This window comes from Agarivorans sp. B2Z047 (assembly GCF_023373605.1).
In the GTDB taxonomy this organism is placed as follows: Bacteria; Pseudomonadota; Gammaproteobacteria; order Enterobacterales; family Celerinatantimonadaceae; genus Agarivorans; species Agarivorans albus.
The window spans coordinates 41,491-66,362 of record NZ_CP088080.1 but is presented as its reverse complement, the minus strand read 5'-3'; the positions used below and the strand labels follow the sequence as shown (position 1 = coordinate 66,362).

Genomic DNA, 24,872 nt, shown 5'->3' with positions numbered 1-24,872 from the left:
AAATAAGTATATATGATTACTTTATAGATTTTATACAGTACAATTCGCGACCATCAATTGCACTGATAACACTATTCACAACAGGAAACTTGATGGACACAGCACAACCACTCTATAAAAATATTGGCGTACAAGTAGTCATAGCAATGATTATTGGTACGGTAGTTGGCGCAGTAATGGGTGAGCAAGCTGCTATATTTGCCCCACTTGGCGCGATCTTCATCCATTTAATTAAAATGCTGGTTATTCCACTCATTGGCGTGTCGATTATTTCTGGCGCAGCCAACCTTGGTAACAGCCCTGCAGCGGGTAAAATTGGCATTTCTACCTTTGGCTTCTTTATGGCTACCTCAGCGGTTGCTGTGGCACTCGCCTTAGTCATGGGTTCACTATTCCAGCCAGGTACCGGTTTAGACTTAAGCCAAGCTAGCGATATGTTTTCTAACGAATACGCCGATAAAGGTGGCGTACCAGGTGTAATGGAAACCGTTATCGGCATGATCCCAGAAAACATTTTTGCCTCGTTAATGGATGCAAATATTCTGCAGATCATGGTGTTTTGTTTGTTCTTCGGTATTGCCTTATCAAAGCAACCTAGCGATAAAACAGCTCCTATCATGAGCGGCTTAGACACTGTTATTCGTGCCTTTATTTGGATGATCAACGTAGTAATGCTAATTGCGCCACTTGGTGTATTTGGTCTTATGGCTGAATCGGTGGGAACCTTTGGCTTTGCCATGCTAGGCCTAGTTGCTAAGCTGTTTGCTGTATATGTAGCAGCTATTCTAATCTACGGTTTTGTCTTCTACCCACTCACCATTAAGCTGTTCTCTAACATGTCGGTGCGTGAGTTTATGAGTGCTATGAAAAAGCCTCAAGCAGTGGCGTTATCAACTTCATCATCTATGGCAACCCTGCCGGTTACCATGGAAGTAGTAGAAGAAGAACTAAAAGTATCTAAAGCGACAGCCTCTTTTGTACTGCCTTTAGGGGCAACCATTAACATGAGTGGTAATGCTATTTACTACGGTTTAGTGGCGGTATTTTTTGCGCAAATGTTCCAAGTAGACTTAGGCTTAGCGGCTTATGCGGCAATTATTTTTACCGCTACTTTGGGGGCAATTGGTCAAGCAGGTGTGCCAGGCCCATCGTTCTTGGTAGTCGCGGTATTGCTAGCGGCAGGCATTCCTATTGAAGGCCTACCACTATTGTTTGCATTGGACCGTATTTTCGACATGATCCGTACTTCGTTAAACATCACTGGCGATGCAGCTTGTGCCGTGATTGTTGATCGTTTTAACGAAAAGCACCTTTAAGCACGGAACGATTCGGGGCGCAGATGATGGCGCTCCAGTAACTTATAAAACTCGGTGCGATTACGCATCGCTAAGCGCGCTGCCTGACTCACATTACCTTGAGTTAGGCGCAATAACCGCGCTAAATAACCTCGCTCAAACTCATCCCTAGCCTGAGAAAAACTCACCAACTCGGCCTTTTCTCGCAAGGCTTGTTGAACCAGCTGCGCCGGAATCAACGGCCCAGTAGATAAGGCATTGGTTTGCTCAACCACATTCATTAGCTGCCTAACATTGCCTGGCCAACGCGCCGATACCAAGCTAGACATGGCTTCTGGAGAATAGGTTTTTAGCGCACTGCCTTGGCGATCGGCAATTTGCTGGCTGAAATGATGCACCAATAAAGGAATATCCTCTCGGCGCTTGGCTAATGGCGGCAAGCCCAACTCAACCACATTAAGGCGATAATAAAGATCTTCCCTGAACTCTTGTTGCTGCACTGCTTGATATAGATCTTGGTGGGTGGCCGAAACAATTCGCACATCAACTGGAATGTTCTTGGTTGAACCCACCGGACGGACTTCCCGCTCCTGCAGAGCACGCAGTAATTTAACTTGCACACTTAAGGGCGTATCAGCGATTTCATCTAAAAATAAGGTTCCACCGTTAGCAGCTTGAAATAAACCGGGATGCGCATTGGCTGCACCACTAAACGCGCCTTTGGCATGACCAAATAGCTCAGACTCAAACAAGCCTTCGGGAATAGCGGCACAGTTCACCGCAACAAATGGGCCTTGGTGACGCTGGCTAGCCTGATGAATCGCCTTAGCCAACAACTCTTTACCCGAGCCACTTTCACCCTGAATCATGATATTTACATCACTGGGTGCAACTTGTTGAATTTGCTTGATCAGCACATCCATTATTGGGCTACGACTAATAATGTCACTGCGCCAGCTAGCCTGAGGTTGTTGGCTTTCGCCTTCCGCAATATTTGGCTGAAGCTGTAAAGCATCAGCTACTTTTGCCAGCAACTCTTGGCTATCGAAAGGTTTAGTTAAATAGCCAAATACACCTTGTTGAGTGGCCGCAATAGCATCGGGAATATTACCGTGAGCGGTAAGTAGCATCACCGGCAAGCTGGGGTACAACTGCTTTATCGCATTAAACAAAGCAAGGCCGTCCATACCGTCCATGCGTACATCACTAATAACCAGCTGGGCCGGGTAGCTTTCCAACTCTGCCAAAGCTTCTTTGGCGCTGGCAACAGCGTGCACTTCATATCCGGCTGATTGTAATCGCAGGCTTATCAGACGTAGTAGGCTGGGGTCGTCATCGACAACCAGTAGCTTTCCGCCTTGATGATTAATTTCGTTCATTTAGTTGTTGCTCAATTCGCGTGAGTTCATCTAGCTGCATTTTTAATGCCCCAATTTGCTGCTGCAGTAAATCTTCTTGCTGCTGCTGGGTAGAAGCGAGATCTTCGTATTTATGTAACCAACGCAAGCTATCCGCAATTTGGTCGTTTAAGGCCACCAGCATGCCACGTTGGGCAAATACTTGCTCGCTAGCTAAAGCCTTATTAAACAGCGCATGAGCGCGGTGCGGATTCTTCACTGGTGACTTCTTATAGGCATATATTAGGCCAAGTTTAATACCATTATTACCCTGCTGCGGATCCAGTAATAACAGCTCTAACTCGTTGAATATTTGATCTTCACTGAGGCTTTCAAGATTTAAATAATAGGCCGCTGGGTCAAACTTACCCAACTCAAGTTGCTGAGCGTCGCTAACAGGCACCACTGGTTGATTGGGGCGTGTTAACTCACAACCGCTAAGCATTAGCGTTACCATACTAAGCAGCATTACGTACAATTTAACTTTCATCTAACTCGCTTCCCTGTAAACCTTCTACGACAAATCGACTGCCTTGTTCTAAGCGCTGATAACGCAAACTGGCGTGTTGCCGTTCAACTAACTCTTTGGCAATGGTTAAACCTAAACCGCTGCCTTTTAAACGCGGATCTTTAGCGGTTTTTCCTTGAACGAAGGGTTGGAAGATCCGTTGCTGTAGCTCATCTTCAATGCCTTCACCTTCGTCATCAATATATAAACTTACCCCGTTTACCGTGGCAAACGAGCCCAGTTTTATCACCCCAGCTTGTGGCGAGAACTTAATCGCGTTCGACAATAGGTTATCGACGATCACCCGGAGCTGCTCTTGGTTGGCCATCACACAGCTCTCTCCCAACTCTATCTTAGGGTTTAAGCCCCGGCTAGACAGGCTCAAGCGATGGCTTGCTAACACTTTTTCAATAAGTGGCTTTAAGTCCACTGGGTGATGCACTTGTTCACCTGGGGTATCCAACAGCAAATTAAAATCCAGCAAGGCTTCAATCAACTGCTGCAAGCGCAAACTGCTATCACGCAGTATTTCAGTAATTTCCTGCTGCTGAGCGTTAAGTGGCCCTGCACTGTTGTCATAGAGCAGTTCGTTACCTTCACGAATAGCCGCCAACGGAGTTTTTAGCTCATGCGAAATATGTCGAATAAAAGCGGTTTTTTGCTGCTCTAAACTCAATAGCCTTAAACGCATATCATCCAAGGCATCGGCAATCGCCATCACTTCGGTAGCCCCACTTACCTTAATGGCTTGCTCAAACTCACCTGACTTTAGACGAGCAATTTGTGGCCGTAACTGTTGCAAGGGCCGAGTAATCACCAATACCAGCAATACCGCCGCGGCCAAGGCAAAAGGCAGGCTGATCATGCTAAACAACAAACGTTGCTGAGCCTGTTGCGTAGTATGTTGCAAAGCCATAGCCAGTTCATTAATTAAACTTTGACTGCGTTGGTCGAAGCGATGACTTAAGCTAGCAAAGCGCTTAAATTGTATATTTAGAGCCACTCTTTGTAAGGCTTGAGGGCTCTCCATTAGCTCACTTAAAGATTGCAGTTGCTGCTCTAATTCATAAACAATCTGCAATAGCTCTTTATCTTCAGTGCCAGTACGCAGCTCAAACAAACCTTTAGATACCCGTTGCCACTGGCGCTGATAAAGCTTTAAACGATTTTCATCGGCAAGTACTCTAAACTGCCGCGCACTGCGTTCTAAATCTAATAAAGACTCGTCTAAACGTTTACTTGCCGACACCACTTGCGCCGACAAAAACGCAGTTTGCTGGCCTTGCATAGACACTTGTTGCAAATAATATGAGGCAAGCAATAAACTAAGTAGTAAGGGCAACCCCAAGGTGGCTAAGGCCCAAAAGCTAAGCCGGCGAATAGAGGCCAGCACGCGAAAATTAATCAAACAACTATCCCTAGCGAGGAACAACAATCCAAACAGCGGACTATAATGCCAGAGATGCACAAAAATCCCACTGTCGCCAATCAGAGACAGTTATTACATATGATGAATAACCAAGCTAAGCCTCTGATTTAAGGTACAAGTGTAAACTTTTGTTGCTAGTAGGCTAGATTTAAACCGCAAATTTTCCCACCACCGTCGCCAATCAGCGACACTTTTTGTCGACTCTATAACTAAGGCTTTGATTTTTAAGTGCTAAATTTTTGGCTTAATTTGTGCTGTAGCTCACAGGGTTTAGGGTGAGCGGCTTCTTATTATCTCGCCAAATTATTTAGCTAAAGGAATCAAAATGGAACAGTTTGATCAACGTTGTTTAAGAATTGGCGATTGGATTTTCGAAATAAAAATGGTGCGCGCTATCCGGGTAAGTGAATATGGGCAGCCCTATGATGCCTGCGCCAATATCAACTTTAACGGCACCCAAGCCTACATCGACAGCCAACTCACCCGCAGTGACAACGCCTTTAGCGGTAAGGACTTTGCCAGCTTCGTACAATTTTGCCAAGAAATGGGCATTACCGATGCTTGCTACGACCGCTATTCCCAAGGAAAGCGCCGCAGCCGCAACATAAACATTAGCGAAGATCAGCGCCAATCTCCCAAAGTGGTTAACTTTCCAACTAGCCCACGTTAAAAAGCGCAGCAATCATCTTCGCAAATAGTGGTCGAAAAGCGCTCAATTTTCGTTGATAAGCGCTAGTGTTAAAGGCTTGCCAATGGTAATCTCAAAGATTGGCTAAACGCACTTGTTTAGCCAAACAGCAAACACAAAGATCATAAAATAAAGGATGTAAAACGGACCATGAAAGTAGGTTTGGTTGGTTGGCGCGGCATGGTGGGTTCCGTGTTAATGCAGCGTATGCGCGAAGAGAGCGATTTTGCCCACATAGCTCCGGTTTTTTTTAGTACTTCTCAAGTAGGTATTGCAGGTCCAGATGTTGGCACCGGCGAAACCATCTTGCAAGATGCCTTCGATATCGACAGCCTAAAAACCATGGACACCATTATCACCTGTCAGGGTGGTGATTACACCAAAGACGTTTACCCTAAACTACGCGAAAGTGGTTGGGACGGGTACTGGATTGATGCAGCATCAGCACTTCGTATGGAAGATGATGCAGTTATTGTATTAGACCCAGTAAACCGTGACGTGATTGACCAAGCCTTAAGCAAGGGTGTAAAAACCTATGTAGGCGGTAACTGTACCGTTTCATTGTTATTAATGGCCATTGGCGGATTGTTCGAAAAAGACCTTATCGAATGGGTTAGCCCAATGACCTACCAAGCAGCTTCTGGCGCTGGTGCGCGCAACATGCGCGAGTTAATCAGCCAAATGGGCGAGATTCGTGACGATGTAGCCACAGAGTTAGCCGATCCAGCATCTGCCATTCTTGATATCGACCGCAAAGTGGCCGATAAAATGCGTAGTGACGACTTCCCTACCGATCAATTTGGCGTACCGTTAGCTGGCAGCTTAATCCCTTGGATTGACGTGCCACTAGCCAGTGGGCAAAGTAAAGAAGAATGGAAGGCGCAAGTTGAAGCGAACAAAATTCTTGGCACCAGCGATCAACAAACCCCTATCGACGGGATATGTGTGCGCATTGGCGCTATGCGTTGTCACAGCCAAGCGCTTACTATTAAGCTGAAAAAAGACATTCCAGTGGCCGAGATTGAAGAAATTTTAGCCGCTCACAATGATTGGGTAAAAGTGATTCCAAACGATCGCGAATTATCTGCTCAAGAACTTACTCCAACCAAAGTAACTGGCACACTTAGTGTTCCGGTTGGTCGTATTCGTAAGCTCACCATGGGCCCGGAATACATTTCGGCCTTCACCGTGGGTGACCAATTGCTATGGGGCGCAGCAGAACCGCTACGCCGCATGTTGCGCATCTTAATAGGCAAGTAAGCAAGTTTAAAATCGATAAAGCCCAGTTACTCAACTGGGCTTTTTTTGCTTTTCATTAGCTCAGCAAGTTACAAATTGGGATTTTAGACTGGGCCATTTTCTCCCTTGAACAACACAAACAACAATTAAGCAGCAAATTGTTTTCATAGCTGAGCAAAATTTACTAAGCTATTGATAAGAAAAATATCCTTTATTTACTAATTCGTTGAAATTGTAGGAATCGCGATGAAAAAAACTCTCATTGTTGCCAGCGCAATTGCCTTACTGGGAGCTTGTTCAAGCTCTGCTCCTGAACAAAACCAAGGTGTGATGATTACCGAGAAATCAACCGATGTGGTTGATTGCAATATTCTAGGGGTATTTAACGTAGACCCGCAAAGTTTAAACAGCGATAACGGCAAACAAGAGTTAAGCCAGCGGGTTATTAGCCTTAAAGGTAATGCAGTGCAACTGATTCCTTTAACTACAGCAGAGCCAGAGTTAGTTAGCGCACATGTTTACCAGTGTCCCGAGGCTTCATAGTAAGTTTGATAACCTCGAATGAAGGAGCTTACTCGGCTCCTGTTGGTTCATTATTGATTAACAAAAGCCGTATTGTTTACAACGCCAAACAAGCAGGCTGCGAATGGCGTTAAGCAACGAGTATCGATGGAGCTCATATGAGCGATAAAATTTTAAAAAAAGCGACCCTAAATTTAAAAAAGGCAGTGCCTTTGATGATGAAGCATCAAATTCCTGCCACACCTAGCAACTATGCCTTATGGTATTTGTACGTTGATGATCAAAACCCTGAGCTAAATGCAGCCATTGACGAAATCATTAGCGAATACGACACCGTTCCCACTACTAGCAGCCAAATCCTTTATCAAAATCATATTGCTAGCCAAGAAGAATTAGATGTGAAAAGCATGCGCCATAGCCTAGAAGCCATGGCCACCGAGCTGTCACAAACCATGACCGATACCGGCTCAGATACTAACGCCTTCCAATCCAGCATAGATAAGAACTTCGCCAAATTAAATCGTATTGAAGAAGACGGCATTCCACTAGAGCAAGTACTTGGCTTAGTCCGTAATCTGATTGACGATGCCGCCAGCATTCGACAAAGCACCGACTTTTTCAACTCTCAGTTAGGCAAAGCCCAAGCTGAAATCGAGAACCTAAAGAATCAACTTAAAGAAACCGAGAAAGAAGCTCTCTACGATGCGCTTACTGGCGCGTTGAATAGACGTGCCTTTGACGCAGATTTTAAAGACTTGTTCGAATCAAGCCCAGAAGGTTTGTGCATTATTCTGGCCGATATTGATCACTTTAAAGCCTTTAACGACAATTACGGCCACGTTCTCGGTGATCAAGTACTAAAAATTGTTGCTAAGCGGATTAACGAAGCATGTCGCGATGGCGCAAAAGCCTATCGAATTGGCGGCGAAGAATTTGCCATTATCTGTCCTAAATCAAACCTACGCTCAGCGCGCCATTTAGCAGAGTCGGTTCGCCGAGCCATTGAGAAGCTCAGTCTTAAAGATCGTCGTTCCAACCAACGTATCGACAACATCACAAGCTCCTTTGGTGTGGCCGAATACAACGTGGTGAGTAAGTCTCGGGCGATTGTTGATGCAGCAGATACACAGCTTTACGAAGCCAAAAGGCTAGGTCGCAATCGAGTAATGCCTATCGTTAGCTAAATGTGACCGGCATGCTTCTTTGCCATAAGAAGCATGCCACTAAGCCGCAAAAATACAATTTATTAACAATTCTCCTAGCTAAATCACAGCAATCTCAGTTTCACTTGTTACATTGAAAGGTATTAACACCAAAACTATTGTTCTAAATGAAAAAACGCATTGCGATTATATTGCCAACCTTGTCTCAAACCATCGATCAGCAGGTGATTCGAGGCATTCAAACGAGTCTTGATCCGCAATTATATAGCTGCCTATTCATGCCTGTTGGCTACCTCCCTGATGAGCAAGATTTTCAAGACAAAGATCTATGGCTCATAAAACAACTAAGCAAACTAGATATAGACGGGGTGGTTTTATACGGCGGCGGTGTAGGCTACAAGACCTCAGATAAGGTAATGCGCAAAGTAGTTGAAGCGATTGGTAAGCTACCCATCGTGAATGTTGGATCGGTGATAGAAGGCATTCCATCGGTATTGGTCGATAACTACAGCGGCATGTATCAACTCACCCAGCATATGCTAGAGATTGGCTGCAAAGACATTCTGTATATCGACGGCCCAGAAAACAATTTTGACTCCCAGCAACGTTATAAAGCCTTTAGAGATGTACTCGCAGAACATGGTTTAAGTCACGCTCCTGAACAACACCTGCATGGCGATATGACACCGGTTGGTGCAGGCAAACTCTGCCATCAATGGCTAGCCAAGCAGCAGCGTCTGCCCGATGCCATTATGTGTGTTAATGACCTAAGCGCTAAGGGTGTAATCGAAGAACTCGATAAGCAACAGGTGGCTATTCCAGAGCAAGTAAAAGTAAGTGGCTTTGATGATTTTGAATATGCCGATGCCATTCGCCCTAGCCTCACCACCGCCATTTATCCCGCTCAGCGCACTGGCTCTCTTGCGGCGCAATTAGTGGTCGAAAGCATTAATGGAGCAACTCTCGACGCCCAATATCAATTAGAAACCATGTCGATACTCCGAGCGAGTACCGGAGCTCCGGCAAAAGATGTAGAACTACGCAGCAACGACGAGCAAAACCGTTTGCTTATCCAACAGCGCGACAGCAATGCCCAGCGCCTAGCGGTAACTCGCTTACTGCACCAACGACAAACCTTAGATACCATTTTAACTCAAGCTCAACCCACCCTAGACGAGCTAGGTATACCTGAGCTGTATATCTATCAGCAAGGCTTTAGTGAACAAGGAAAAAGCCACACTTATTTGGCTCACCGCTTACAACCTGGCAGCCTAGCCTTAGCAGAATCGGTAACGCCCTTGCCAGCCGCCTTTGAGGAAGTAATTGGCGACAAAGCGCATCAAGGCTTATGGGTGATAAGCGAACTTAAAAGTGGTAACCAGCACTTTGGCTATATGGTTGCGCTTACTGAAGGCGTGCATGCTGAATTCATCGAATTTATGGCACCGCAAATCGCCGACATTATTGACCACCAGCGGCTACTCGAAGAAACCAAACAATACCAAGCTCAAGTTGAGTTAAGTGAAAAAATGGCGGCCTTAGGCGGCTTGGTCAGTGGTGTTGCCCATGAAATAAATACCCCTTTGGGCAACAGTTTACTAGCAGCGAGCCACCTTAAAGAACAGATTGCGCTGTTGGCTTCTCAAATGAAAAACCAGCAGCTTACCAAAGCCAATTTTGAAAAGTTTGTTGATGATGCCTCCAATACCAGTGACATTATCATTAGCAGTGCGCAACGCGCTGCAGAACTAATCACCAGCTTTAAGCAAGTTGCAGTAGACCAAAGCTACGAAGAGCAGCGCAGTATTAACCTTGCCGACTACATCAACAAAGTTCTCCGTAGCTTACAACATCAACTTAAGGGCACTAAGGTTAGCCTCAATACTCAGCTAGAGCCCAATCTACATGTATTTACCTATCCGGGAGCGATCGCCCAAGTGATTACCAATTTGTTTGGCAATGCGCTTATTCACGGGCTCGACCATGGAAAAACCGAAGGCAAAATTAGTATTACCCTAGAAAAAGCTGACCAAGGCGCGCAACTCATCGTGGCCGATACAGGAAAAGGTGCTAGCCAAGAAACCGTAAGCCACATTTTTGAGCCCTTCTATACTACAGCCCGAGGCCAAGGAGGCTGCGGCCTAGGTATGCATATTGTGTATAACCTCATCACCCAAAAACTGCAGTGGCAGCTACAAGTTGATACTCAACCAGAAAAAGGCTTTCGCTTTATTATCTCGATTCCACAGCAGGCGCTAAACCAAACTGAAGCGGCCAACTAAGCAACAAGTAATACTGGCGTAAACTGGGAGGTAAGCCGCTTAGTTTTGTACTAATATCACTTCGCTCATAAGGTGGGTATTGCCACTCTCGCTCTAAAACAGTGTCTTGGTTCATCTTGAAAGCCCATGCTCAATTCTCCTTCCCAGTGTGGCTGTTATTGCGAACCAGCAGGTGACATTTCAATGAACAATCAGCGGCAATTTGTTAGCCCATGTATTTACTAAATTTGTTAGAATCAACCAACAGCAATTCCGCTTAAATTAATTTTTCCTGAACAATGACTCTTAGCCAGAAAAAACGCGCTCAAATCATCAATGCAGCTATCGCTGAATTTAAGGCTAGTGGCTATGCCGCCACCAGCATGGATCGCGTTGCTCAAACGGCTCAGGTAAGTAAACGCACTGTTTATAACCACTTTCCCAGTAAACAGGCTTTGTTTATTGGCATTGTTAGCATGATGCTAGATTTGATTTCTGCAGCCACTAAAATGGACTATTCCAGCCAACTTAGTTTGGCGGAGCAGCTGCAGCAACTGGCGCAAAAAGAATTAAGGCTATTTGCCGATCCCGAGTTTATCGACCTTGCTCGATTAGTGATTGCCGAAGCGATTCATATGCCAGAGCAAATGGTTGCAACCATGCAACATATGGCTACCTTAGAAAACAGCATCAATTATTGGTTTGAATGTGCCATTAAAGACGGACGCATCCAAAGTGAAAACCCTAGTTTGGTGAGCAGTCAGTTTTTATCGATGTTAAAAGGCCGCTGTTTTTGGCCACAAATTATCAACCGCATGCCAATGCCAAGCGCTGACGAACAAGCAGAACTTGTAGAAAGCTGCATTGCCATGTTTTTAAGTTATTACCAGCCTAAGCCATAAAAGCTAAGGTTTTTTATCGATGTCGCCAAGGTGGGCACAGCATGTTTAAAGTTATTGGTTTAATCGCCCTATTAATGATTGGCACCCTGGTCGGCTTGGTGATGTTTCCACCGCCAAGTAGTGAGTTTCAAGATAGTCCTTTAGCAGAGCACAGCGTAAAACCGCAGTTAGTAGCTCAACTAAACGGCGTACCAAATGCGGCCAGCCTTTTGTGGCTACCAAAACAACAGCACTGGTTAATTGGCACTCTGGCACCGCAAACCGTGTTAGTCACTGGTTCTGCAAAACTGGCTTATCTTAACCCGCAACTCACCGAAGCCAGACTAGAAGAGTTACCCGCCAGTGGCGATATCGCCGATTTAGTCTTGTTAGAAGATCATCTAGTGGGTATTTCCAGCGATGCACGCTTATTGTATTTTGAGCTAGCCGAGCAAAGCTGGAAGTTTGTAGATAAGCGTAAGTGGTTACGTGACGGCTTACATCATAAAACCGCAGGTTTAGTCTGGGATCCACAAGCTCAACTTCTTTATACCTGCGAACGCGAAGGCCTAAAACGCTGCTATCGCGGCAACCGCGACGGTCAACAGCAACAAAGCTTTGAGCTAAGCCGCGCAGGCCAGCAAGATCAGCTCTCCCAATATCAGTTAGGCAGCATGACTTTGCATCAAGGTAGTTGGTTTGTGCTCAGCTCTCGATACAGTAGCCTATTGGAAATTGAGCCACAATCTGGGGAAGTGCTGCAGGTAATAGCATTAGAGCAAGCCGATACCGCGCAAGCCATTGCTAGCGACGGCGAGCAACTTTGGTTACTGTCGGTCATACGCCAGCAACCTGAGGCGGTTAAGCTAGCAACAATTCCTTTGCCTTAAGCCCATTATAGGAGCACGCATGTTAAACGTTGGTATTATTGGATTTGGTTTATCTGGTCGAGTATTTCACGGCCCATTGATTAGCGCCCATCAGCAGCTGAACGTATTTGCCATTGCAAGCTCTCGCAAGCAAGAGATTGCCGATGCTTACCCTCAAGCATTATGTTTGGACAGCGATACACTGATCAATCACCCCAACATTGATATTGTCGTTATCGCCAGCCCCAACTCGCTTCATGCAGAGCAAGCCGAACAAGCCATGCTAGTCGGCAAACATGTAATCGTTGAAAAACCCTTGGCCATAACCAGCGAACAATGTCTGCAACTGCAACAAATTGCAGACCAAACCGGTAAGTGTTTAAGCGTGTTTCATAATCGCCGCTGGGATAGTGACTTTTTAACTATCTCTCAGCTGCTTGCTAGCCAAAATCTTGGTCGTATTCATAGTTATTCCGCCCATTTTCACCGCTATCGCCCAGTAGTGAAACAACGCTGGAAGGAGCTCGACCCTCAAGGCGGCGGGGTGCTCTACGATTTGGGCGCTCACCTTATCGACCAAGTACTTAGCTTATTTGGTAAACCAGACAAACTATGGGCTCATCTGGATACTCAGCGTGACGGGGCGGTAACACCTGACAGCTTTGACCTACAGCTGATTTATCCCGACAAAAAAGTACAGCTTAGCTGTAATTCCTTAATGGTTGAGCCGGGCCCTCGCTTTCAGCTACATGGTAGTAAAGGCTCCTACGCTAAATGGGGCATGGATCCTCAGGAGCAACAACTTGCAGCGGGCTTGTCGGCTAATGCAGCGATATTTGGCCAAGATAATAATCGCAGCGAAATTCACTTAGCAGGCCAGGCCTTGTTGCATAAGTCATTAATTAAAGGTAATTATTTGGCATTTTATGATAACTTTGTAAATGCAGTGACTAAGGATGAACCGCTTGCTGTAAGTGCTCAGCAAGCCAGCGAAGTAATTGCCTTAATCGAACTAGCTACTCTTAGCCACCAGCAACAAACGATATGTTCGCTTAACTAGGCGAATAGCTTTTATCAACGACCCACTTTGCTTAGCCAAGGCTTGGGTGAGTGAGGTGGCAAAGTGATTACACTGTTAGCCTGTTTACTGGTGTTAAGCGGTGCATTTGTGCAATACACCATAGGTTTTGGCCTAGCGGTAATTGCTGCGCCGTTATTGTTCCAACTCTCCCCTGTTTATGTGCCAGGTCCCATGGTTGTGGTTGCGCTGGTAGTGGCAAGCTTAAGTGCCATTGAATACCGACACAGCATTGCATTTGGCGGCTTAAAAGCGGCGATTATCGGCCGCATCCCTGGCTCTATTGCGGGCGGACTTTTATTACTGTGGGCCGACCTAGCAAGTTTGTCTTTTTGGTTAGGTTTGTCGGTAATTATCGCCGTAGCCATTAGCTTGTTTCCTATTCGTATCGCTCCCACACCTAGGCGCATGGCAATAGCCGGATTCATTTCTGGTTTTATGGGAACGAGCAGCTCAATTGGCGGACCACCAATGGCCTTGCTATTACAACATCAGCAAGCCAGCTATTTACGAGCAAATCTGTCGGCTTTTTTTGTTGCTAGCTGCTTTATGTCGCTCATCGTGCAAACGTCGGTAGGATTTATGTCGCTAACGCATTTATCTGCGACTCTGCCTTTAATTCCTGCTGCGCTGTTAGGGGCTTTTCTGGGGCGACGCTACGGCAAACGCTTTCCACAGCAATGGATTCGTACATTTTCTTTAAGTTTATGTGCCATTTCTGGTGGTAGTGCCATGCTAAGTTATTTTTTAATGTCTTAGTAAAACGCTGCTTATTTCAACAGAATTTGATCTATCAACTTAATTTGTAATACAAAACCACATATACTACTGATTATCCTAAATTGATTGCTATAACTAGAGACTGTTGTGCCGAGCCAATCCTACCTTAAAAAGAATATCGCCTTAGCTTGGCCGCTCGCCTTAAACGGCCTATTAATGCAATCAATGTTGATGGTAGACACCTTATTGGTGTCTCCTCTGGGCGAGATCCCTCTAGCTGCTATGGGTATAGCGGCGACCCTGGTGGCCTTTATCATGGGCATTCAAATGGCCTTGGCCAACGGCTCACAATTAGTACTTAGTCGAGCAATAGGTTCGGGCAATAAGCAAGCCATTGCCAAAGGTTTTTGGTCTGGTTTAGCGATCAACGTGACTGTAGCGATAATCTTTTGGTTAGTATTGCACCTTGGTGACCAAGCCATTGTTGGCGCGCTCGCCGATGACATCGCGCTACAGCAACAAATTATTAGCTACTTAGCCATTTCTAAATACTTGGTGCTATTTACCGCCGTTACCCAAGTGATGATCGCCCTGCTCAACAGCCAAGGAAAAAGCAAAATTCCGCTGCAAGGCTACCTCATCGAAATGCCAATCAACGCCTTGCTATCTTACTTACTCATTCATGGCTGGGGTGAGTTTTCGGGCATGGGAGTAGAGGGCGCAGCCTTGGGTAGCTTAATAGCTATCGTTATCCGCATGAGCTATTTAAGTTTATGTTTAAAAGCCGATCAAAGCCTACAGCTAAGTTTAAATCAGTCGATGCCAGCCTTGTTTAATAGCATTCGACTTCATAGCAAGGAAATCTTCCCGGTAGCGGTGAACGTTACCATCCTGCAAATTGGCATTAGTGTTTATCAGCTGCTGTACTCCCAGCTCAACATTAACGCTTACGTGGCCATTACTTTGGTGATGCCCTGGCTTAGAGCCGGCACCCAGTTTATTGCCGCTTGGGCACACTCTTCTGCGATTAGTATTAGCCAAGCCATTGGTTCAAGAAAGCTCGATGACTTAAGCGCAAATGTGAACAAAAGTATTGATGTTTCTGTAGCAATATCGGTGATTTGTGCGCTGTTATTTGCCGGGCTTAGTTTTATGCTGCCAAATATCTACCCCGATTTAGATGCCGAAACCTATCAAGCGCTTAGTCTCATCGCACCTTTGTATATCTTTTTGCCGATAGTGCGGGGTTACAATACCGTGCATGGACATGCCTTACGCGCCTTAGGTAAAACCACCAGCGTGTTTAAAATCAACTTTATAGGGCAATGGCTAATCTCTATTCCATTGTGCGCACTGCTGATTCTTTATTTTGAGGTATCTATCTTTTGGGCCTTTGCTATTCAGCCCTTTGAAGAAATAGTAAAAGCCCTACCTTTTAGGCAGCTAGCACGTAAATCTTTGAAAGAGTTCGATAGCAATAAGGCAGAAACGCTGATGTACGATTAGCAGCGCTTAGCCTACCCCTCATACAAATCATCACCCACTCGGTAAACGGGCAACTCAAATTTGTATTGGCTGCCAGCCATAATCAATTGACCTTGGTAACGGCTGTCGCCAGTGGAAGAAAATTCAAATTGGTAGTAACGACACCAGCGCCAGTAGCCTGCCATTTTCTGCGGTTTTTCTTGCTTAAAATTTACTTCAAGTAGCTGTAGCTCTAGCGTCTTACATTTTTGTTTGATTAAGTGTTGAGCACGCTCAGCGTCTTTTCGGCGACGCCAAAAGAACATCACAATAAAGGTGAGCAGAAATATAGCTAACAGATCCATGGCGCCAACTTAGATAAAGACTTTGCTTAAGATATTGGGACAGTATTGTGAATAACAAGTAAAGCTATACAACGACTATTCACCAGAGATGGTGGCGATAATTTGCCGATTACCACCTTGATTGCGATGCTCACCAAGGTAAATGCCCTGCCATATTCCCAATGCCAACTCGCCTCGGTTTATCGGCAGGGTTAACTCAGCCCCTAGCATGCTGCTTTTAATATGAGCAGGCATGTCGTCGGCACCTTCGTAGGTGTGCTCAAAATAGGGGGCATTTTCCGGCACCATTTTATTTAGATGAGCGTCTAAATCGGCTCGAACACTGGGATCTGCATTTTCATTCAAGCTTAAGCTAGCACTGGTGTGCTGCAATAAAAGGTGGCACAAGCCCACTTTAAAATCTTGCAGTTCAGGTAACTGCAAAATCAATTCTTCGGTAATTAGATGAAAGCCGCGCGGTCGCGCCTTTAACCTTACCAAACGTTGTAACCACATGAAGCTAGGCCTTTTTTAATCTTTGTTTAAGACTAGCAGTGGCTAGCTTGGTTTGTAAACGCTTTGCTTAAGCAAAGCCTAAGCTTGTAGGCGTTTTGCCAGCAATTCGGCATTTCTTAAAGCCATAGCATAAATACTGAGTTGCGGATTAGCACCTAAACTAGTGGGAAACACCGAGCCATCAATCACGCTTAAGCCATCCAGCCAGCGATAATTACCGTCTTCATCTACTAAGGATGTTTGTTCATCGCCTCCCATGGCACAACCTCCCATCACATGTGCCGAGGCTAAACGCGTAGCCAAGGCCTGCATTGGCAATTGCTCAATCATAGCTTTTGCCTGCGGCCATGAATTCACTAGCCTGCTTTGTTCATGCAGCGGAAAGACCTGCTTAGCACCAGCAGCAAACTGCAACTCAGCCATACTGAGTAAGGCACGGCGCGCACCTCGCCAAACAAAGTCACTAATCGGGTAATCCAGCACAGGGCTGCCATCATCACGAAGCTGTACTTGCCCGCCTACACTTTGCTCATTAAAGCCGTCGCGCAGAAGGGCAATGGTAACTTGCAGATGGTTAATCTGCTGCACCATGTCACTATGAAACTGACCAAAGCCGCTAATTTTAGTGGCCAACAGAATAGGATGTACCGGAGGTACTTCCAGTTTATAACCACACTCTCCTTCGCTGCCTTCTCGCCATACAAAGTGATCGGAATACACCGATTGCGGCGCGCCTTGATGACTGTTTACCGCTTGCTCAAACACCGCCCCACTCATCACACTTGGGTGCAAAAAGGTTCGTTTACCCACCAGCTGATAAGGATCTGGAACCTTGGAGCGTAACAGTACAGCAGGACTACCAATAGCACCTGCCGACAACACGACCTGGCGCGCTTTAATCTTAATACTCGCGCCATGCAAGCGCTGCGAAGTATTTAAAGCCTGCAATTGCGCACCGGTGATAGCAGCTTTATCAAAATGCAAAGTTTGCACTCGAAACCGACTTAACAAGGTTGCGCCAGCACTGAGCGCAGCTGGAATTGTTGTCACTAACATCGACTGCTTAGCGTTGGTTGGACAACCCATACCACAGTAACCTAAGTCCCAACACTGTTTTACATTGCGAGGTATCGCTTGATAAGACCACGCTAAAGCCTCGCAGCCTTTCGCCAATAAAGCATTGTTTTGATTTGTTTGCAGCCAAGGGCTAATGCCCAACATTTGTTCTGCCTTAACAAAGTAAGGCACAAGGCTTTGCGAATTTACCTGCTTAAAACCCCAGCGCTGTTGCCAATGCTGCAAGGTGGGTTCAGGAGTACGCAAAGAGGTGGTCCAATTTACGGTGGTTGAACCGCCCACACAACGCCCTTGGAAAATGCTAATGGCTTTATCTTTGGTTTTTCGTGCAGCCGATTCTTGGTATAAGTCGGGGTAAGCGCTGCGCTCTTGCATCTTAAAGTCTTGACTGCTTTTGAGTGGCCCCTCATCCACGATCATCACTTTAAGCCCTGCCTGGCTAAGCACTTGCGCACTGATCCCGCCACCGGCACCACTGCCAATAATTAGTACGTCACAATCTAGCTCTTGCTCACCTTGTTGGCTGGCCCCATCAATATGTTGCCAGCCCGATGCTAGGCCCTCAGCAATAATATCTTTAATCATTCACTAAGCCCCTAGCTTGCACTGGCAGATGATAAGCTAATTCTGGCCATGCTGTTGGATCACCGTACCAAGCGGCAGTAATCAGTTCATGTAAGCCTTGATAGGCTTGTCGTAATAGCTGTAGATAGTGCTGCTGCCATTGCTGTAACAACAATAAGCGCTGCGCTATCGATAACTCACTAAGCTGGGCTGCACCAGCGCTTAGCAATAACCAACCTCCACGAGAGGCTAATATCTCTAGTAGTTGATTTAACTCAGCTTGAGTGTGGGGCTCTAGAATGCTGAACGCTTGATCGATATTGGCCAGCACATGTTGCTTTCGCGCCACATCATCACTAGCCACAGCACCTTCTAAGAAAGCAGGAATTAAGTACCAAAACACCTGTTGGTATTGCGGCTTTAAAGTAAGCCTTGGCATAGGTTTAAAATCTATGGAAGCAGGGCTTACCAGCCATGCTCCTCCGCTAGCTAGCGCAGCAGTAGCAATACTGTATTTTAACAATGAACGGCGACTGAGTTTCACTTGGCTCCCTGCCCTAAGACTTAAATTAAGATACCATTGGTAACTTATATAGACCTCACCACCCCTAAACACAAGTTTCCATGAGTAACTTATTTAAAGTTTGGATCAAAGCTCGCAAAACTTAGGTTTCTTTACCGCCAAGCTTGGCGGTATTATCACTTAATAATAGAACGCTACAGTAAACCTGCTCTCTCCCATAAGAGATTTGCCAAGAGCTAAGCAATTGCTAAATAGCTTTTAGCGCAATTAGTGACTAAGGTTTACCTATCAAGAGCTTAATGAATACCATTGTGAATACAGCTATTAAAAAACGCGCCATCAGCCCTGAACAAAAGCAATTACGCCGCCAACAGATACTCAGCACTGCTAAATTAGCCTTAGGCGAACATGGCTACGAACAGGTAGTACTTAGCCAACTTGCCGAACAACTAGAGCTATCAAAGCCGGCTTTGTATCGTTACTTTGCCAACAAAGAAAGCTTGTTTATGGCACTTTATTTAGAAGAGGCTAAGCAGCTATTACTAGGGCTGGAGCGTTTATCTCAGCAAAATCTAAAACCTAGAGTATTAGCCGAGACCATTGCAGCTCAACCTACCTTTTGTTACCTCTCGGCCATTTTGCATACGGTATTAGAAAAACAAGAGAACATCGAACAAGCCATCAGCTTTAAACGAGAGCTCAAAACCATGGCCGAACAACTAGCCAAGTTGTTTTTACATTGGTCGCCTCAGCTAAGCCAACAACAAGCTCTCACTAAAGTGATGTTTCTTTATCAAGCCGTAATTGGTTGTTGGCATACCAGCCACCCTTCGTCGACCATGCAGCAAGTGATGCAAAACGATGAGTTTGAAATTTTACGTTTAGACTTTGTCGACAGCTTAAGTTTACTGTTAGTTAAACTTCTAGCGGACTAGCCGCCGTTTCTATCAGCCAATCGGCCACTGCGCGTAAGCCTTGGTCCCGGCTGCGAGCTTGTTTATAACAAAGGTAGAAGTCGTAACCGGTATATACCGAAGACACCGGTAGATCGACTAAGCTACCCTCGCGAATGTCTTTTTCCACCATAAAATCGCTCACTAGCGCAATGCCTTGACCAGTTGCTGCGGCTTCTAAGGCGAGTACTTGGTGGCTAAAACTATGGAAGCCTTGATTGCTTGGCAGCGATATCCCCAAACCCTTAGACCACACCGCCCAATCCCCGCCTGGTTGCTGAGCATCTTCATCTAAGTCACAAGACAACAAGGGAAATTGTGGGAGTTCTTGCCGCCAGTTATTTTGGTCGATTTCTTGATAAAAGCTCGGCGAACATACCGCCACCAAACGTTCTTTGTGCAATAAGTGGCTCACATAACCAGGAGCTGAATCAGCAAAACAAATGAACAAGTCACCAGTAGCGCTAGACAAGACCGGCTCCTCGGTAATCATTTGCAAGCGTAAATCAATTTCTGGGTTACGCGCCCTAAAGCTTGGAAGCAAGGGTATCAAACGTTTTAAGGCAAATGAGCTGTAAGCAGTAAGCCTAAGTTGCGCAACCCCTTCACCTTTTACTTGCCGAGTAATGTGGCTTAGTTCATTTAAAATACGCTCCACTTCGCTAAAGTAGCTGCGCCCAGCCTCACTAAGTTGTAGTTGGCGGCCAACTTTAATCAGCAAAGGCTCGGCTAAATACTCTTCAAGCAAACGCAAACGGTGGCTTACCGCGCTCTGGCTAATGCCTAATTCTTCGCCTGCTTTGGCGACACTTTGATTTCGCGCGACAGCCTCAAAGGCAATTAAGGCATTAAGGGGAGGTAGAGTTCGCATGCAAATACATTAAATTTATTCATGTTTTTTTAATTATTATCATTTTTTTAATGTTTAACAAGCTTCTACACTGCTGCTTCACCTATTAGCCATTAATTAACGGGAGGCAGCTATGCGTAACAACTCAACCTTTATTGCCATCCTCATTTTAGTGGTAGCTAATCAGATCGCAGTGCTGTCTGACGCACTGATGAAAGTAGCCGGAGAGCAAGCCTCAGTATTTGAAATACTGCTATATCGCCAACTCAGTACGCTATTATTGCTATTGCCTTTATTTTTGCTCACCAAACAAAAACTGCCAGCAAAACCCTTAGTGCATGTAGTTCGTGGGCATTTATGGTTAGCAGGCTCTGGCTGCATGGTGGTAGCCTTAATAGCGCTGCCGCTAGCCACCGCCAATGCGCTATTTTACGCCGCACCCATTATGATGTTGCCACTAGGCATGTGGTTACACAAAAGCCCAGTAAACCGAACTCAAGTGGCTGCCGCATTCATTGGCTTTATCGGCGTACTGGTAATTATTCGCCCCACCGAATTTAACTGGGGAGCCATCGCAGCTTTAGGCACGGCGCTTACACTTGCCTTAAGCAACCTAACGGTAAAGTACATTCCTAAACAAGAATCGGTAGTCACCAGCTTATTTTGGACCAACCTAATGGTTGTCCCAGCCACGCTAACTCTGGCTTGGCCACACTTGCACGGCTTTAATTGGTCACTGCTTTACCTTGCCGGCGGTAGTAGCTTATTCATTTTGTTTTTGCACGCCGGTTCCGTCATTGCCTATAAGTCGGCTAATGCCAACAGCATTGCTAGCGCCGAATACACCGGATTGATTGGTGCAGCTATCTTTGGCTGGTTATTTTTTAGTGAAATGCCCGACTGGTTAACCTGGCTCGGCGCGGCTCTAATTGTGGTACCTTTGGTATTGCAAAGCCCCTTACCTAAGCAACTCGCCCTATGGAAAAAACAGTTAAGCCAAAAGCGCGTAAAGCGTTCTGCTTCAGACACTGGCCTATAAGCTTAGGCCAGCAAGCTTATAGGCCTAAGCAGCTTTAAATCTCGAAGAAAAGCTTTTACTGTCAACTTAGCTAAACAGCACTATAGAATTAACCGCTAAGGCGCCTTGGGTAAATCAGTACAATCCATCAATAAATCAGCATAATGCACTGCATTAACTAGCTGTATTGAGATTATGCAATGCTTACTATCGTCACCCTTGATTTAAGCTCGCCTTGTTAGCCTACAAAAACACCTTAACCACCTTACTGTTGCTGGTACTTAGCTTGCCGAGCGCAGCTAGCCAAGCGGAGCCTCTGCGTTTGGCCGCTGATCGCTGGTGCCCTTTTAACTGCCAAGCAAGCAGTCGCTCACCAGGTTACATCATCGAGATTGCACAGCAGGTTTTTGCGCCCGATTATCAAGTAAGCCTGGTTGAAATGCCCTGGTCACGCGCGCTGCGTCATACTCAAAAAGGTGTTTATCAAGCTGTGGTAGGGGCGCTCGCCGGCGAAGCCGAAGGTTTTATTTACCCTAAGCTGGCCATTGGTAAAGCGCAGCAAGTGCTAGTAATGCGTAGCGATAGCAATTGGCAGTATCAAGGCGTTCCTTCACTGGAAGACCTGACGATAGCGGTGATTGCTGATTATGACTACAACGATGAACTTGATGCCTACATTAGTGCTCATCAACATCGACGTAATTTGGTGGTTGTTCGCAGTGAACAGGCGCTGGAGCGTATGCATAAGCTGCTGATGGAACGGAAAATTGATGGCTACGTCGAAGATAAAAGTGTAGTGAATTATTACACCCACCAACGGAGAGATAATAACGACATTCGCTTCGCCACAAGCTTTAGTACCGAGCCAGTATACATTGCCTTTTCTCCGGCTAATCCACAAAGCCCGGCTTTAGCTCATCGCTTAAGCGAAGGTATACAAGGTTTAAGAAACAGTGGAGAGTTAGCCAAGATTTTACAACGCTATGGACTTAGCGACTGGCAATAACATTGATGTGTAGAGCTTAAGTTAACTCATAGTAACTTAAGCTTTGGAGTTTGACTCAGGCAACACGCTTTGCCAATCTATTTCTCCCTGCACCAAGCGTTCCTTAGCGGCTTTTGGTAATTGTTTAATGGCATACTCTAAGCGCATGGCCTGCTGCTTAGAGGCCAAACATTGTTGATACACCAACTGTAGCGGACCTTTTCCTCGTAGGGCTTTGGCACCTTTTACACCACCTTGTTGGTGCTCAGTAAATCGGCGCGCTACATCGGTAGTCACGCCGGTATACAAATGCTGTTGTTTGGTTCTAATAATATATAAAAACCACTCACTAGCAGCTTGTTTAACTACTAGTGAGTCATCACCAGACATTACGCTTCTATGCCTACAATCAACCACGGTGAATTAGCTTGATCGAGTTTGCGCTCTAAGTGCCACACTTCGGCAACATCGCTTTCTTGGCCGCTAACCTCATCACGTGTTTTACCGGTGAACTTAACGCTTACTTCGGCATTTAACATTGAGTGATCAGCACGAACCAATTCGGCGTCAATAAACACAACACTACTATTAATTTCTTCAGAACCGTATGAGCGACGCTCTTCAGCTAGGGCGTTGTATAGTTCAATGCTCAAGTATTCTTGCATCACCTCTAGCTTGTTGTCGTTCCAAGCGCGCTGCAGGGTATCAAAGTGACCACGAGCGCCTTCTAAAAATGCATTCGCGTCAAAACCTGCTGGCGGATTAAACGGCACGTCATCTTCGCCTCCGCTAGCAAGTTGACTAGCACTAGCAAAACCACCTTGTTGCCACTGTTGCTCTGCCTGAGGGCCTTGGTAAGCCTGCGCGGGTTGGTGATTCATTGCCGCTGCCTTTTGTTGGTTGAGGCCACGTAAGAAACGCACCGCCACAAAGGCAATTAAAGCAAACAACAAAATGTCCATCATCTGCAGGCCTTCAAAGGCCCCACCGCCAAGCAAAGCAGCAAACAAACCGCCGGCTAATAAGCCGCCTAGCAATCCACCCATCATCCCTGAGCGACGGCCAGTATTTGCGGCAGTACCATTGTTTTGGTTCTGCTGCTGATTGGCCTGTTGATTAGTTTGGCTTGGTTGTTTTTTAAAGGTGGGTTGGCTTTTGCCCCAAGACTTACCACCACCAAAGCGTTTGGCCTCTGCGTCGGGGGTAATAATCAATACCGCCATCACCAACGCCATAACACTCATCAATTTTTTTAACATGCGCTCCGCCTTCTAAGGAGTAATTCAGCGATAAGCAGTGTAACTAGCTTGCAGCGAGGTTCAAGTGAAAACTATCTCAAGGACTAAGCAAGCTGAAGCACTACGACTTTAGTATTGATGTAAAACTTTTGTTACAGCTAGATTAAGCTTGTTCAAAACCCAATAATATATATTAAATTCAATGACTTAAATGCTTTTAAAAACACTCAAAACAATTAGGGTTATTGCTTTGATTATTTTTTCGCCTAAGCTGGGGGGAGTCGGCTAAAAAACAATAATTCCGCCGACATAGACACTTACAAAAGACCAAAACAAAAAGGACTTAGCCATGATACTTCTCGTTGGCGGTGAAAAGGGGGGCAGTGGAAAAAGCTGTCTGGCCCAAAACTTGGCGGTGTATTTGAAACAACGCTTTAATACCGAAATTCTCTTGGTTGATTGCGATCCACAACGTACTAGCTCCGATTGGGTGCAAGCACGTAACGAGCAAGAAGACCTTCCAACTATTAACTGCGTGCAACTGTACGGCAACATTCGCAACGACTTACTTAGCCTACAAAATCGCTTCGACTTTGTGGTAGTAGATTGCGGAGGGCAAGATAGCAAAGCCCTACGCTCGAGTATGGCAGTTGCCACCCACGCCATCGTTCCACTACGCCCTAAGCGGCGTGATATAAAAACCCTGCCCCATTTAAAAGAAGCAGTTGTACTCACCCAATGTCCATCGTTGCCAAGCCAATACAAGCGTATTGAAGAGGCCAAAGAGGTATGCAGAACCTATGGTTTAAATGTGCTAGACGCCATCACCTTTAATCGCAATATCTATGATGATAGCGAAGAGCGTGGCTACACGGTGTTGGAGCTTGAGCCGGAAGGAAAAGCAGCCCAAGAAATCCGCAATATTGCTGAAGAATTTATAGTATGTGAGCAAGGAGCGGCAGATCATGGCATTGCACGATCTCAAGAAAAAGCCTCGGGCTTCTAAACCGAAACAGTTTTGCGATGTAGATAGCTTTATTGCGCAAGCCGAGCTGTATGCTCGTGGCTGCGAAAATGTGGTGCACTTGCCAATACAAGCCAGGCGAAATGCATCTAAGCAGCCAGCAAAAAATGCCACGTTTAGCTTAAACCAAGCGGTAATTGCCGAGTTAGATCAAATAAAGCAAAAAACCGGTTTGTCTAAGTCTTACTTGGTGCGAGCTTTAACTCATCACTTAGCAGGTTTAGAAGAACCCAAACAACAGGCTATATTAAAGCCCAAATAGCCTT

Annotated in this window: 26 protein-coding genes; 16 read left to right on the top strand and 10 right to left on the bottom strand. The window is 45.7% G+C overall.

All coding sequences use genetic code 11. The features are described from left to right. Positions 1 to 92 precede the first annotated feature (92 nt). Entirely contained in the window at positions 93 to 1,316 is a 1,224-nt protein-coding gene (locus LQZ07_RS00310) for a dicarboxylate/amino acid:cation symporter (RefSeq protein ID WP_152783972.1), read from the top strand. Here LQZ07_RS00310 and LQZ07_RS00305 read toward each other — a convergent pair. The 3 genes from LQZ07_RS00305 to LQZ07_RS00295 are packed head-to-tail and all read right to left on the bottom strand — an operon-like array spanning position 1,313 to position 4,608. Then, positions 1,313 to 2,674, bottom strand: coding sequence for a sigma 54-interacting transcriptional regulator (locus LQZ07_RS00305; RefSeq protein WP_152783974.1), 1,362 nt, complete (start codon positions 2,672 to 2,674; stop codon positions 1,313 to 1,315). The two genes, LQZ07_RS00310 and LQZ07_RS00305, sit on opposite strands and share 4 nt — an antisense overlap. Then, positions 2,661 to 3,182, bottom strand: a complete 522-nt coding sequence (locus LQZ07_RS00300) for a hypothetical protein (RefSeq protein ID WP_016403827.1) — start codon at positions 3,180 to 3,182, stop codon at positions 2,661 to 2,663. Before LQZ07_RS00300 ends, LQZ07_RS00305 begins: the two co-directional genes overlap by 14 nt. Then, positions 3,172 to 4,608 carry a HAMP domain-containing sensor histidine kinase gene (locus LQZ07_RS00295; RefSeq protein WP_152783976.1) on the bottom strand — a complete coding sequence of 479 codons (1,437 nt, stop codon included), beginning with the start codon at positions 4,606 to 4,608 and terminating at the stop codon, positions 3,172 to 3,174. Before LQZ07_RS00295 ends, LQZ07_RS00300 begins: the two co-directional genes overlap by 11 nt. A 346-nt stretch (positions 4,609 to 4,954) precedes the next feature. Between LQZ07_RS00295 and LQZ07_RS00290 the strand changes: the two genes are divergently transcribed. The 10 genes from LQZ07_RS00290 to LQZ07_RS00245 all read left to right on the top strand — a co-directional run bounded on the left by LQZ07_RS00290 (position 4,955) and on the right by LQZ07_RS00245 (position 15,556). Further along, positions 4,955 to 5,299, top strand: a complete 345-nt coding sequence (locus LQZ07_RS00290) for a hypothetical protein (RefSeq protein WP_016403829.1) — start codon at positions 4,955 to 4,957, stop codon at positions 5,297 to 5,299. A 168-nt stretch (positions 5,300 to 5,467) separates the two neighbouring features. After that, positions 5,468 to 6,577 (top strand): aspartate-semialdehyde dehydrogenase, encoded by a 1,110-nt coding sequence (gene asd, locus LQZ07_RS00285; protein WP_152783978.1) that lies wholly within the window; start codon positions 5,468 to 5,470, stop codon positions 6,575 to 6,577. Between the two features lie 225 nt (positions 6,578 to 6,802). Further along, a complete protein-coding gene (locus LQZ07_RS00280; RefSeq protein WP_152783980.1) occupies positions 6,803 to 7,099 on the top strand; it encodes a hypothetical protein in 297 nt (98 codons plus the stop codon). Positions 7,100 to 7,236: 137 nt separating this feature from the next. Further along, a complete protein-coding gene (locus LQZ07_RS00275; RefSeq protein WP_152783982.1) occupies positions 7,237 to 8,262 on the top strand; it encodes a GGDEF domain-containing protein in 1,026 nt (341 codons plus the stop codon). Between the two features lie 146 nt (positions 8,263 to 8,408). Beyond that, positions 8,409 to 10,523: a substrate-binding domain-containing protein gene (locus tag LQZ07_RS00270; protein ID WP_152783984.1), complete on the top strand. Its 2,115-nt coding sequence runs from the start codon at positions 8,409 to 8,411 to the stop codon at positions 10,521 to 10,523. 278 nt (positions 10,524 to 10,801) lie between these two features. Next, positions 10,802 to 11,404, top strand: coding sequence for a TetR/AcrR family transcriptional regulator (locus tag LQZ07_RS00265; protein ID WP_152783986.1), 603 nt, complete (start codon positions 10,802 to 10,804; stop codon positions 11,402 to 11,404). A 41-nt stretch (positions 11,405 to 11,445) separates the two neighbouring features. Beyond that, positions 11,446 to 12,273: a hypothetical protein gene (locus LQZ07_RS00260; RefSeq protein ID WP_152783988.1), complete on the top strand. Its 828-nt coding sequence runs from the start codon at positions 11,446 to 11,448 to the stop codon at positions 12,271 to 12,273. A gap of 19 nt (positions 12,274 to 12,292) precedes the next feature. Next, a complete protein-coding gene (locus LQZ07_RS00255; protein WP_152783990.1) occupies positions 12,293 to 13,312 on the top strand; it encodes a Gfo/Idh/MocA family oxidoreductase in 1,020 nt (339 codons plus the stop codon). 63 nt (positions 13,313 to 13,375) lie between these two features. After that, the gene (locus LQZ07_RS00250; protein ID WP_249483442.1) at positions 13,376 to 14,089 is read left to right on the top strand and encodes a sulfite exporter TauE/SafE family protein; all 714 of its coding nucleotides are present in this window, start codon (positions 13,376 to 13,378) and stop codon (positions 14,087 to 14,089) included. 108 nt (positions 14,090 to 14,197) lie between these two features. Further along, positions 14,198 to 15,556, top strand: coding sequence for an MATE family efflux transporter (locus LQZ07_RS00245; RefSeq protein WP_016403838.1), 1,359 nt, complete (start codon positions 14,198 to 14,200; stop codon positions 15,554 to 15,556). 11 nt (positions 15,557 to 15,567) lie between these two features. Here LQZ07_RS00245 and LQZ07_RS00240 read toward each other — a convergent pair whose 3' ends face one another. The 4 genes from LQZ07_RS00240 to LQZ07_RS00225 all read right to left on the bottom strand — a co-directional run bounded on the left by LQZ07_RS00240 (position 15,568) and on the right by LQZ07_RS00225 (position 18,559). Continuing rightward, positions 15,568 to 15,879, bottom strand: coding sequence for a DUF3301 domain-containing protein (locus LQZ07_RS00240; protein WP_152783992.1), 312 nt, complete (start codon positions 15,877 to 15,879; stop codon positions 15,568 to 15,570). Between the two features lie 75 nt (positions 15,880 to 15,954). Then, on the bottom strand, positions 15,955 to 16,374 hold the full coding sequence (locus LQZ07_RS00235; RefSeq protein ID WP_016403840.1) for a secondary thiamine-phosphate synthase enzyme YjbQ: 420 nt from the start codon (positions 16,372 to 16,374) through the stop codon (positions 15,955 to 15,957). A gap of 78 nt (positions 16,375 to 16,452) precedes the next feature. Continuing rightward, complete coding sequence (locus LQZ07_RS00230) at positions 16,453 to 18,036, bottom strand: GMC family oxidoreductase (protein ID WP_152783994.1); 1,584 nt, start codon at positions 18,034 to 18,036, stop codon at positions 16,453 to 16,455. Further along, entirely contained in the window at positions 18,029 to 18,559 is a 531-nt protein-coding gene (locus LQZ07_RS00225) for a hypothetical protein (RefSeq protein ID WP_152783996.1), read from the bottom strand. Before LQZ07_RS00225 ends, LQZ07_RS00230 begins: the two co-directional genes overlap by 8 nt. Positions 18,560 to 18,837: 278 nt before the next feature. On the opposite strand from LQZ07_RS00225, the gene LQZ07_RS00220 reads away from it, so the two are divergent. Further along, entirely contained in the window at positions 18,838 to 19,473 is a 636-nt protein-coding gene (locus LQZ07_RS00220; protein ID WP_152783998.1) for a TetR/AcrR family transcriptional regulator, read from the top strand. Here the strand turns inward: LQZ07_RS00220 and LQZ07_RS00215 are convergent. Next, complete coding sequence (locus LQZ07_RS00215) at positions 19,454 to 20,362, bottom strand: LysR substrate-binding domain-containing protein (protein ID WP_016403844.1); 909 nt, start codon at positions 20,360 to 20,362, stop codon at positions 19,454 to 19,456. The two genes, LQZ07_RS00220 and LQZ07_RS00215, sit on opposite strands and share 20 nt — an antisense overlap. Before the next feature lie 112 nt (positions 20,363 to 20,474). Between LQZ07_RS00215 and LQZ07_RS00210 the strand changes: the two genes are divergently transcribed. Both LQZ07_RS00210 and LQZ07_RS00205 read left to right on the top strand, forming a co-directional pair. Then, complete coding sequence (locus LQZ07_RS00210; protein WP_152784000.1) at positions 20,475 to 21,380, top strand: DMT family transporter; 906 nt, start codon at positions 20,475 to 20,477, stop codon at positions 21,378 to 21,380. A 214-nt stretch (positions 21,381 to 21,594) separates the two neighbouring features. After that, positions 21,595 to 22,365 carry an ABC transporter substrate-binding protein gene (locus tag LQZ07_RS00205; protein WP_152784002.1) on the top strand — a complete coding sequence of 257 codons (771 nt, stop codon included), beginning with the start codon at positions 21,595 to 21,597 and terminating at the stop codon, positions 22,363 to 22,365. 36 nt (positions 22,366 to 22,401) lie between these two features. Here the strand turns inward: LQZ07_RS00205 and LQZ07_RS00200 are convergent, their stop codons facing one another. Both LQZ07_RS00200 and LQZ07_RS00195 read right to left on the bottom strand, forming a co-directional pair. Continuing rightward, positions 22,402 to 22,734 carry a GIY-YIG nuclease family protein gene (locus LQZ07_RS00200; RefSeq protein WP_152784004.1) on the bottom strand — a complete coding sequence of 111 codons (333 nt, stop codon included), beginning with the start codon at positions 22,732 to 22,734 and terminating at the stop codon, positions 22,402 to 22,404. Beyond that, positions 22,734 to 23,603 carry a Tim44 domain-containing protein gene (locus tag LQZ07_RS00195; protein WP_152784006.1) on the bottom strand — a complete coding sequence of 290 codons (870 nt, stop codon included), beginning with the start codon at positions 23,601 to 23,603 and terminating at the stop codon, positions 22,734 to 22,736. Before LQZ07_RS00195 ends, LQZ07_RS00200 begins: the two co-directional genes overlap by 1 nt. A 328-nt stretch (positions 23,604 to 23,931) precedes the next feature. On the opposite strand from LQZ07_RS00195, the gene LQZ07_RS00190 reads away from it, so the two are divergent. Both LQZ07_RS00190 and LQZ07_RS00185 read left to right on the top strand, forming a co-directional pair. Beyond that, positions 23,932 to 24,588 carry an AAA family ATPase gene (locus LQZ07_RS00190; protein WP_152784007.1) on the top strand — a complete coding sequence of 219 codons (657 nt, stop codon included), beginning with the start codon at positions 23,932 to 23,934 and terminating at the stop codon, positions 24,586 to 24,588. After that, on the top strand, positions 24,548 to 24,868 hold the full coding sequence (locus tag LQZ07_RS00185; protein WP_152784009.1) for a ribbon-helix-helix domain-containing protein: 321 nt from the start codon (positions 24,548 to 24,550) through the stop codon (positions 24,866 to 24,868). The genes LQZ07_RS00190 and LQZ07_RS00185 overlap by 41 nt, the downstream gene beginning before the upstream one ends. The last annotated feature ends 4 nt before the right edge of the window (positions 24,869 to 24,872 follow it).

What these genes read in the sequence shown, in the direction of transcription:
- LQZ07_RS00310 (WP_152783972.1), top strand. Translation starts at nt 93, where the DNA reads ATGGACACAGCACAACCACTCTATAAAAATATTGGCGTACAAGTAGTC.
- LQZ07_RS00305 (WP_152783974.1), bottom strand. Translation starts at nt 2,674, where the DNA reads ATGAACGAAATTAATCATCAAGGCGGAAAGCTACTGGTTGTCGATGAC.
- LQZ07_RS00300 (WP_016403827.1), bottom strand. Translation starts at nt 3,182, where the DNA reads ATGAAAGTTAAATTGTACGTAATGCTGCTTAGTATGGTAACGCTAATG.
- LQZ07_RS00290 (WP_016403829.1), top strand. Translation starts at nt 4,955, where the DNA reads ATGGAACAGTTTGATCAACGTTGTTTAAGAATTGGCGATTGGATTTTC.
- asd (WP_152783978.1), top strand. Translation starts at nt 5,468, where the DNA reads ATGAAAGTAGGTTTGGTTGGTTGGCGCGGCATGGTGGGTTCCGTGTTA.
- LQZ07_RS00280 (WP_152783980.1), top strand. Translation starts at nt 6,803, where the DNA reads ATGAAAAAAACTCTCATTGTTGCCAGCGCAATTGCCTTACTGGGAGCT.
- LQZ07_RS00275 (WP_152783982.1), top strand. Translation starts at nt 7,237, where the DNA reads ATGAGCGATAAAATTTTAAAAAAAGCGACCCTAAATTTAAAAAAGGCA.
- LQZ07_RS00270 (WP_152783984.1), top strand. Translation starts at nt 8,409, where the DNA reads ATGAAAAAACGCATTGCGATTATATTGCCAACCTTGTCTCAAACCATC.
- LQZ07_RS00265 (WP_152783986.1), top strand. Translation starts at nt 10,802, where the DNA reads ATGACTCTTAGCCAGAAAAAACGCGCTCAAATCATCAATGCAGCTATC.
- LQZ07_RS00260 (WP_152783988.1), top strand. Translation starts at nt 11,446, where the DNA reads ATGTTTAAAGTTATTGGTTTAATCGCCCTATTAATGATTGGCACCCTG.
- LQZ07_RS00255 (WP_152783990.1), top strand. Translation starts at nt 12,293, where the DNA reads ATGTTAAACGTTGGTATTATTGGATTTGGTTTATCTGGTCGAGTATTT.
- LQZ07_RS00240 (WP_152783992.1), bottom strand. Translation starts at nt 15,879, where the DNA reads ATGGATCTGTTAGCTATATTTCTGCTCACCTTTATTGTGATGTTCTTT.
- LQZ07_RS00235 (WP_016403840.1), bottom strand. Translation starts at nt 16,374, where the DNA reads ATGTGGTTACAACGTTTGGTAAGGTTAAAGGCGCGACCGCGCGGCTTT.
- LQZ07_RS00230 (WP_152783994.1), bottom strand. Translation starts at nt 18,036, where the DNA reads ATGATTAAAGATATTATTGCTGAGGGCCTAGCATCGGGCTGGCAACAT.
- LQZ07_RS00220 (WP_152783998.1), top strand. Translation starts at nt 18,838, where the DNA reads ATGAATACCATTGTGAATACAGCTATTAAAAAACGCGCCATCAGCCCT.
- LQZ07_RS00215 (WP_016403844.1), bottom strand. Translation starts at nt 20,362, where the DNA reads ATGCGAACTCTACCTCCCCTTAATGCCTTAATTGCCTTTGAGGCTGTC.
- LQZ07_RS00210 (WP_152784000.1), top strand. Translation starts at nt 20,475, where the DNA reads ATGCGTAACAACTCAACCTTTATTGCCATCCTCATTTTAGTGGTAGCT.
- LQZ07_RS00200 (WP_152784004.1), bottom strand. Translation starts at nt 22,734, where the DNA reads ATGTCTGGTGATGACTCACTAGTAGTTAAACAAGCTGCTAGTGAGTGG.
- LQZ07_RS00195 (WP_152784006.1), bottom strand. Translation starts at nt 23,603, where the DNA reads ATGTTAAAAAAATTGATGAGTGTTATGGCGTTGGTGATGGCGGTATTG.
- LQZ07_RS00190 (WP_152784007.1), top strand. Translation starts at nt 23,932, where the DNA reads ATGATACTTCTCGTTGGCGGTGAAAAGGGGGGCAGTGGAAAAAGCTGT.
- LQZ07_RS00185 (WP_152784009.1), top strand. Translation starts at nt 24,548, where the DNA reads ATGGCATTGCACGATCTCAAGAAAAAGCCTCGGGCTTCTAAACCGAAA.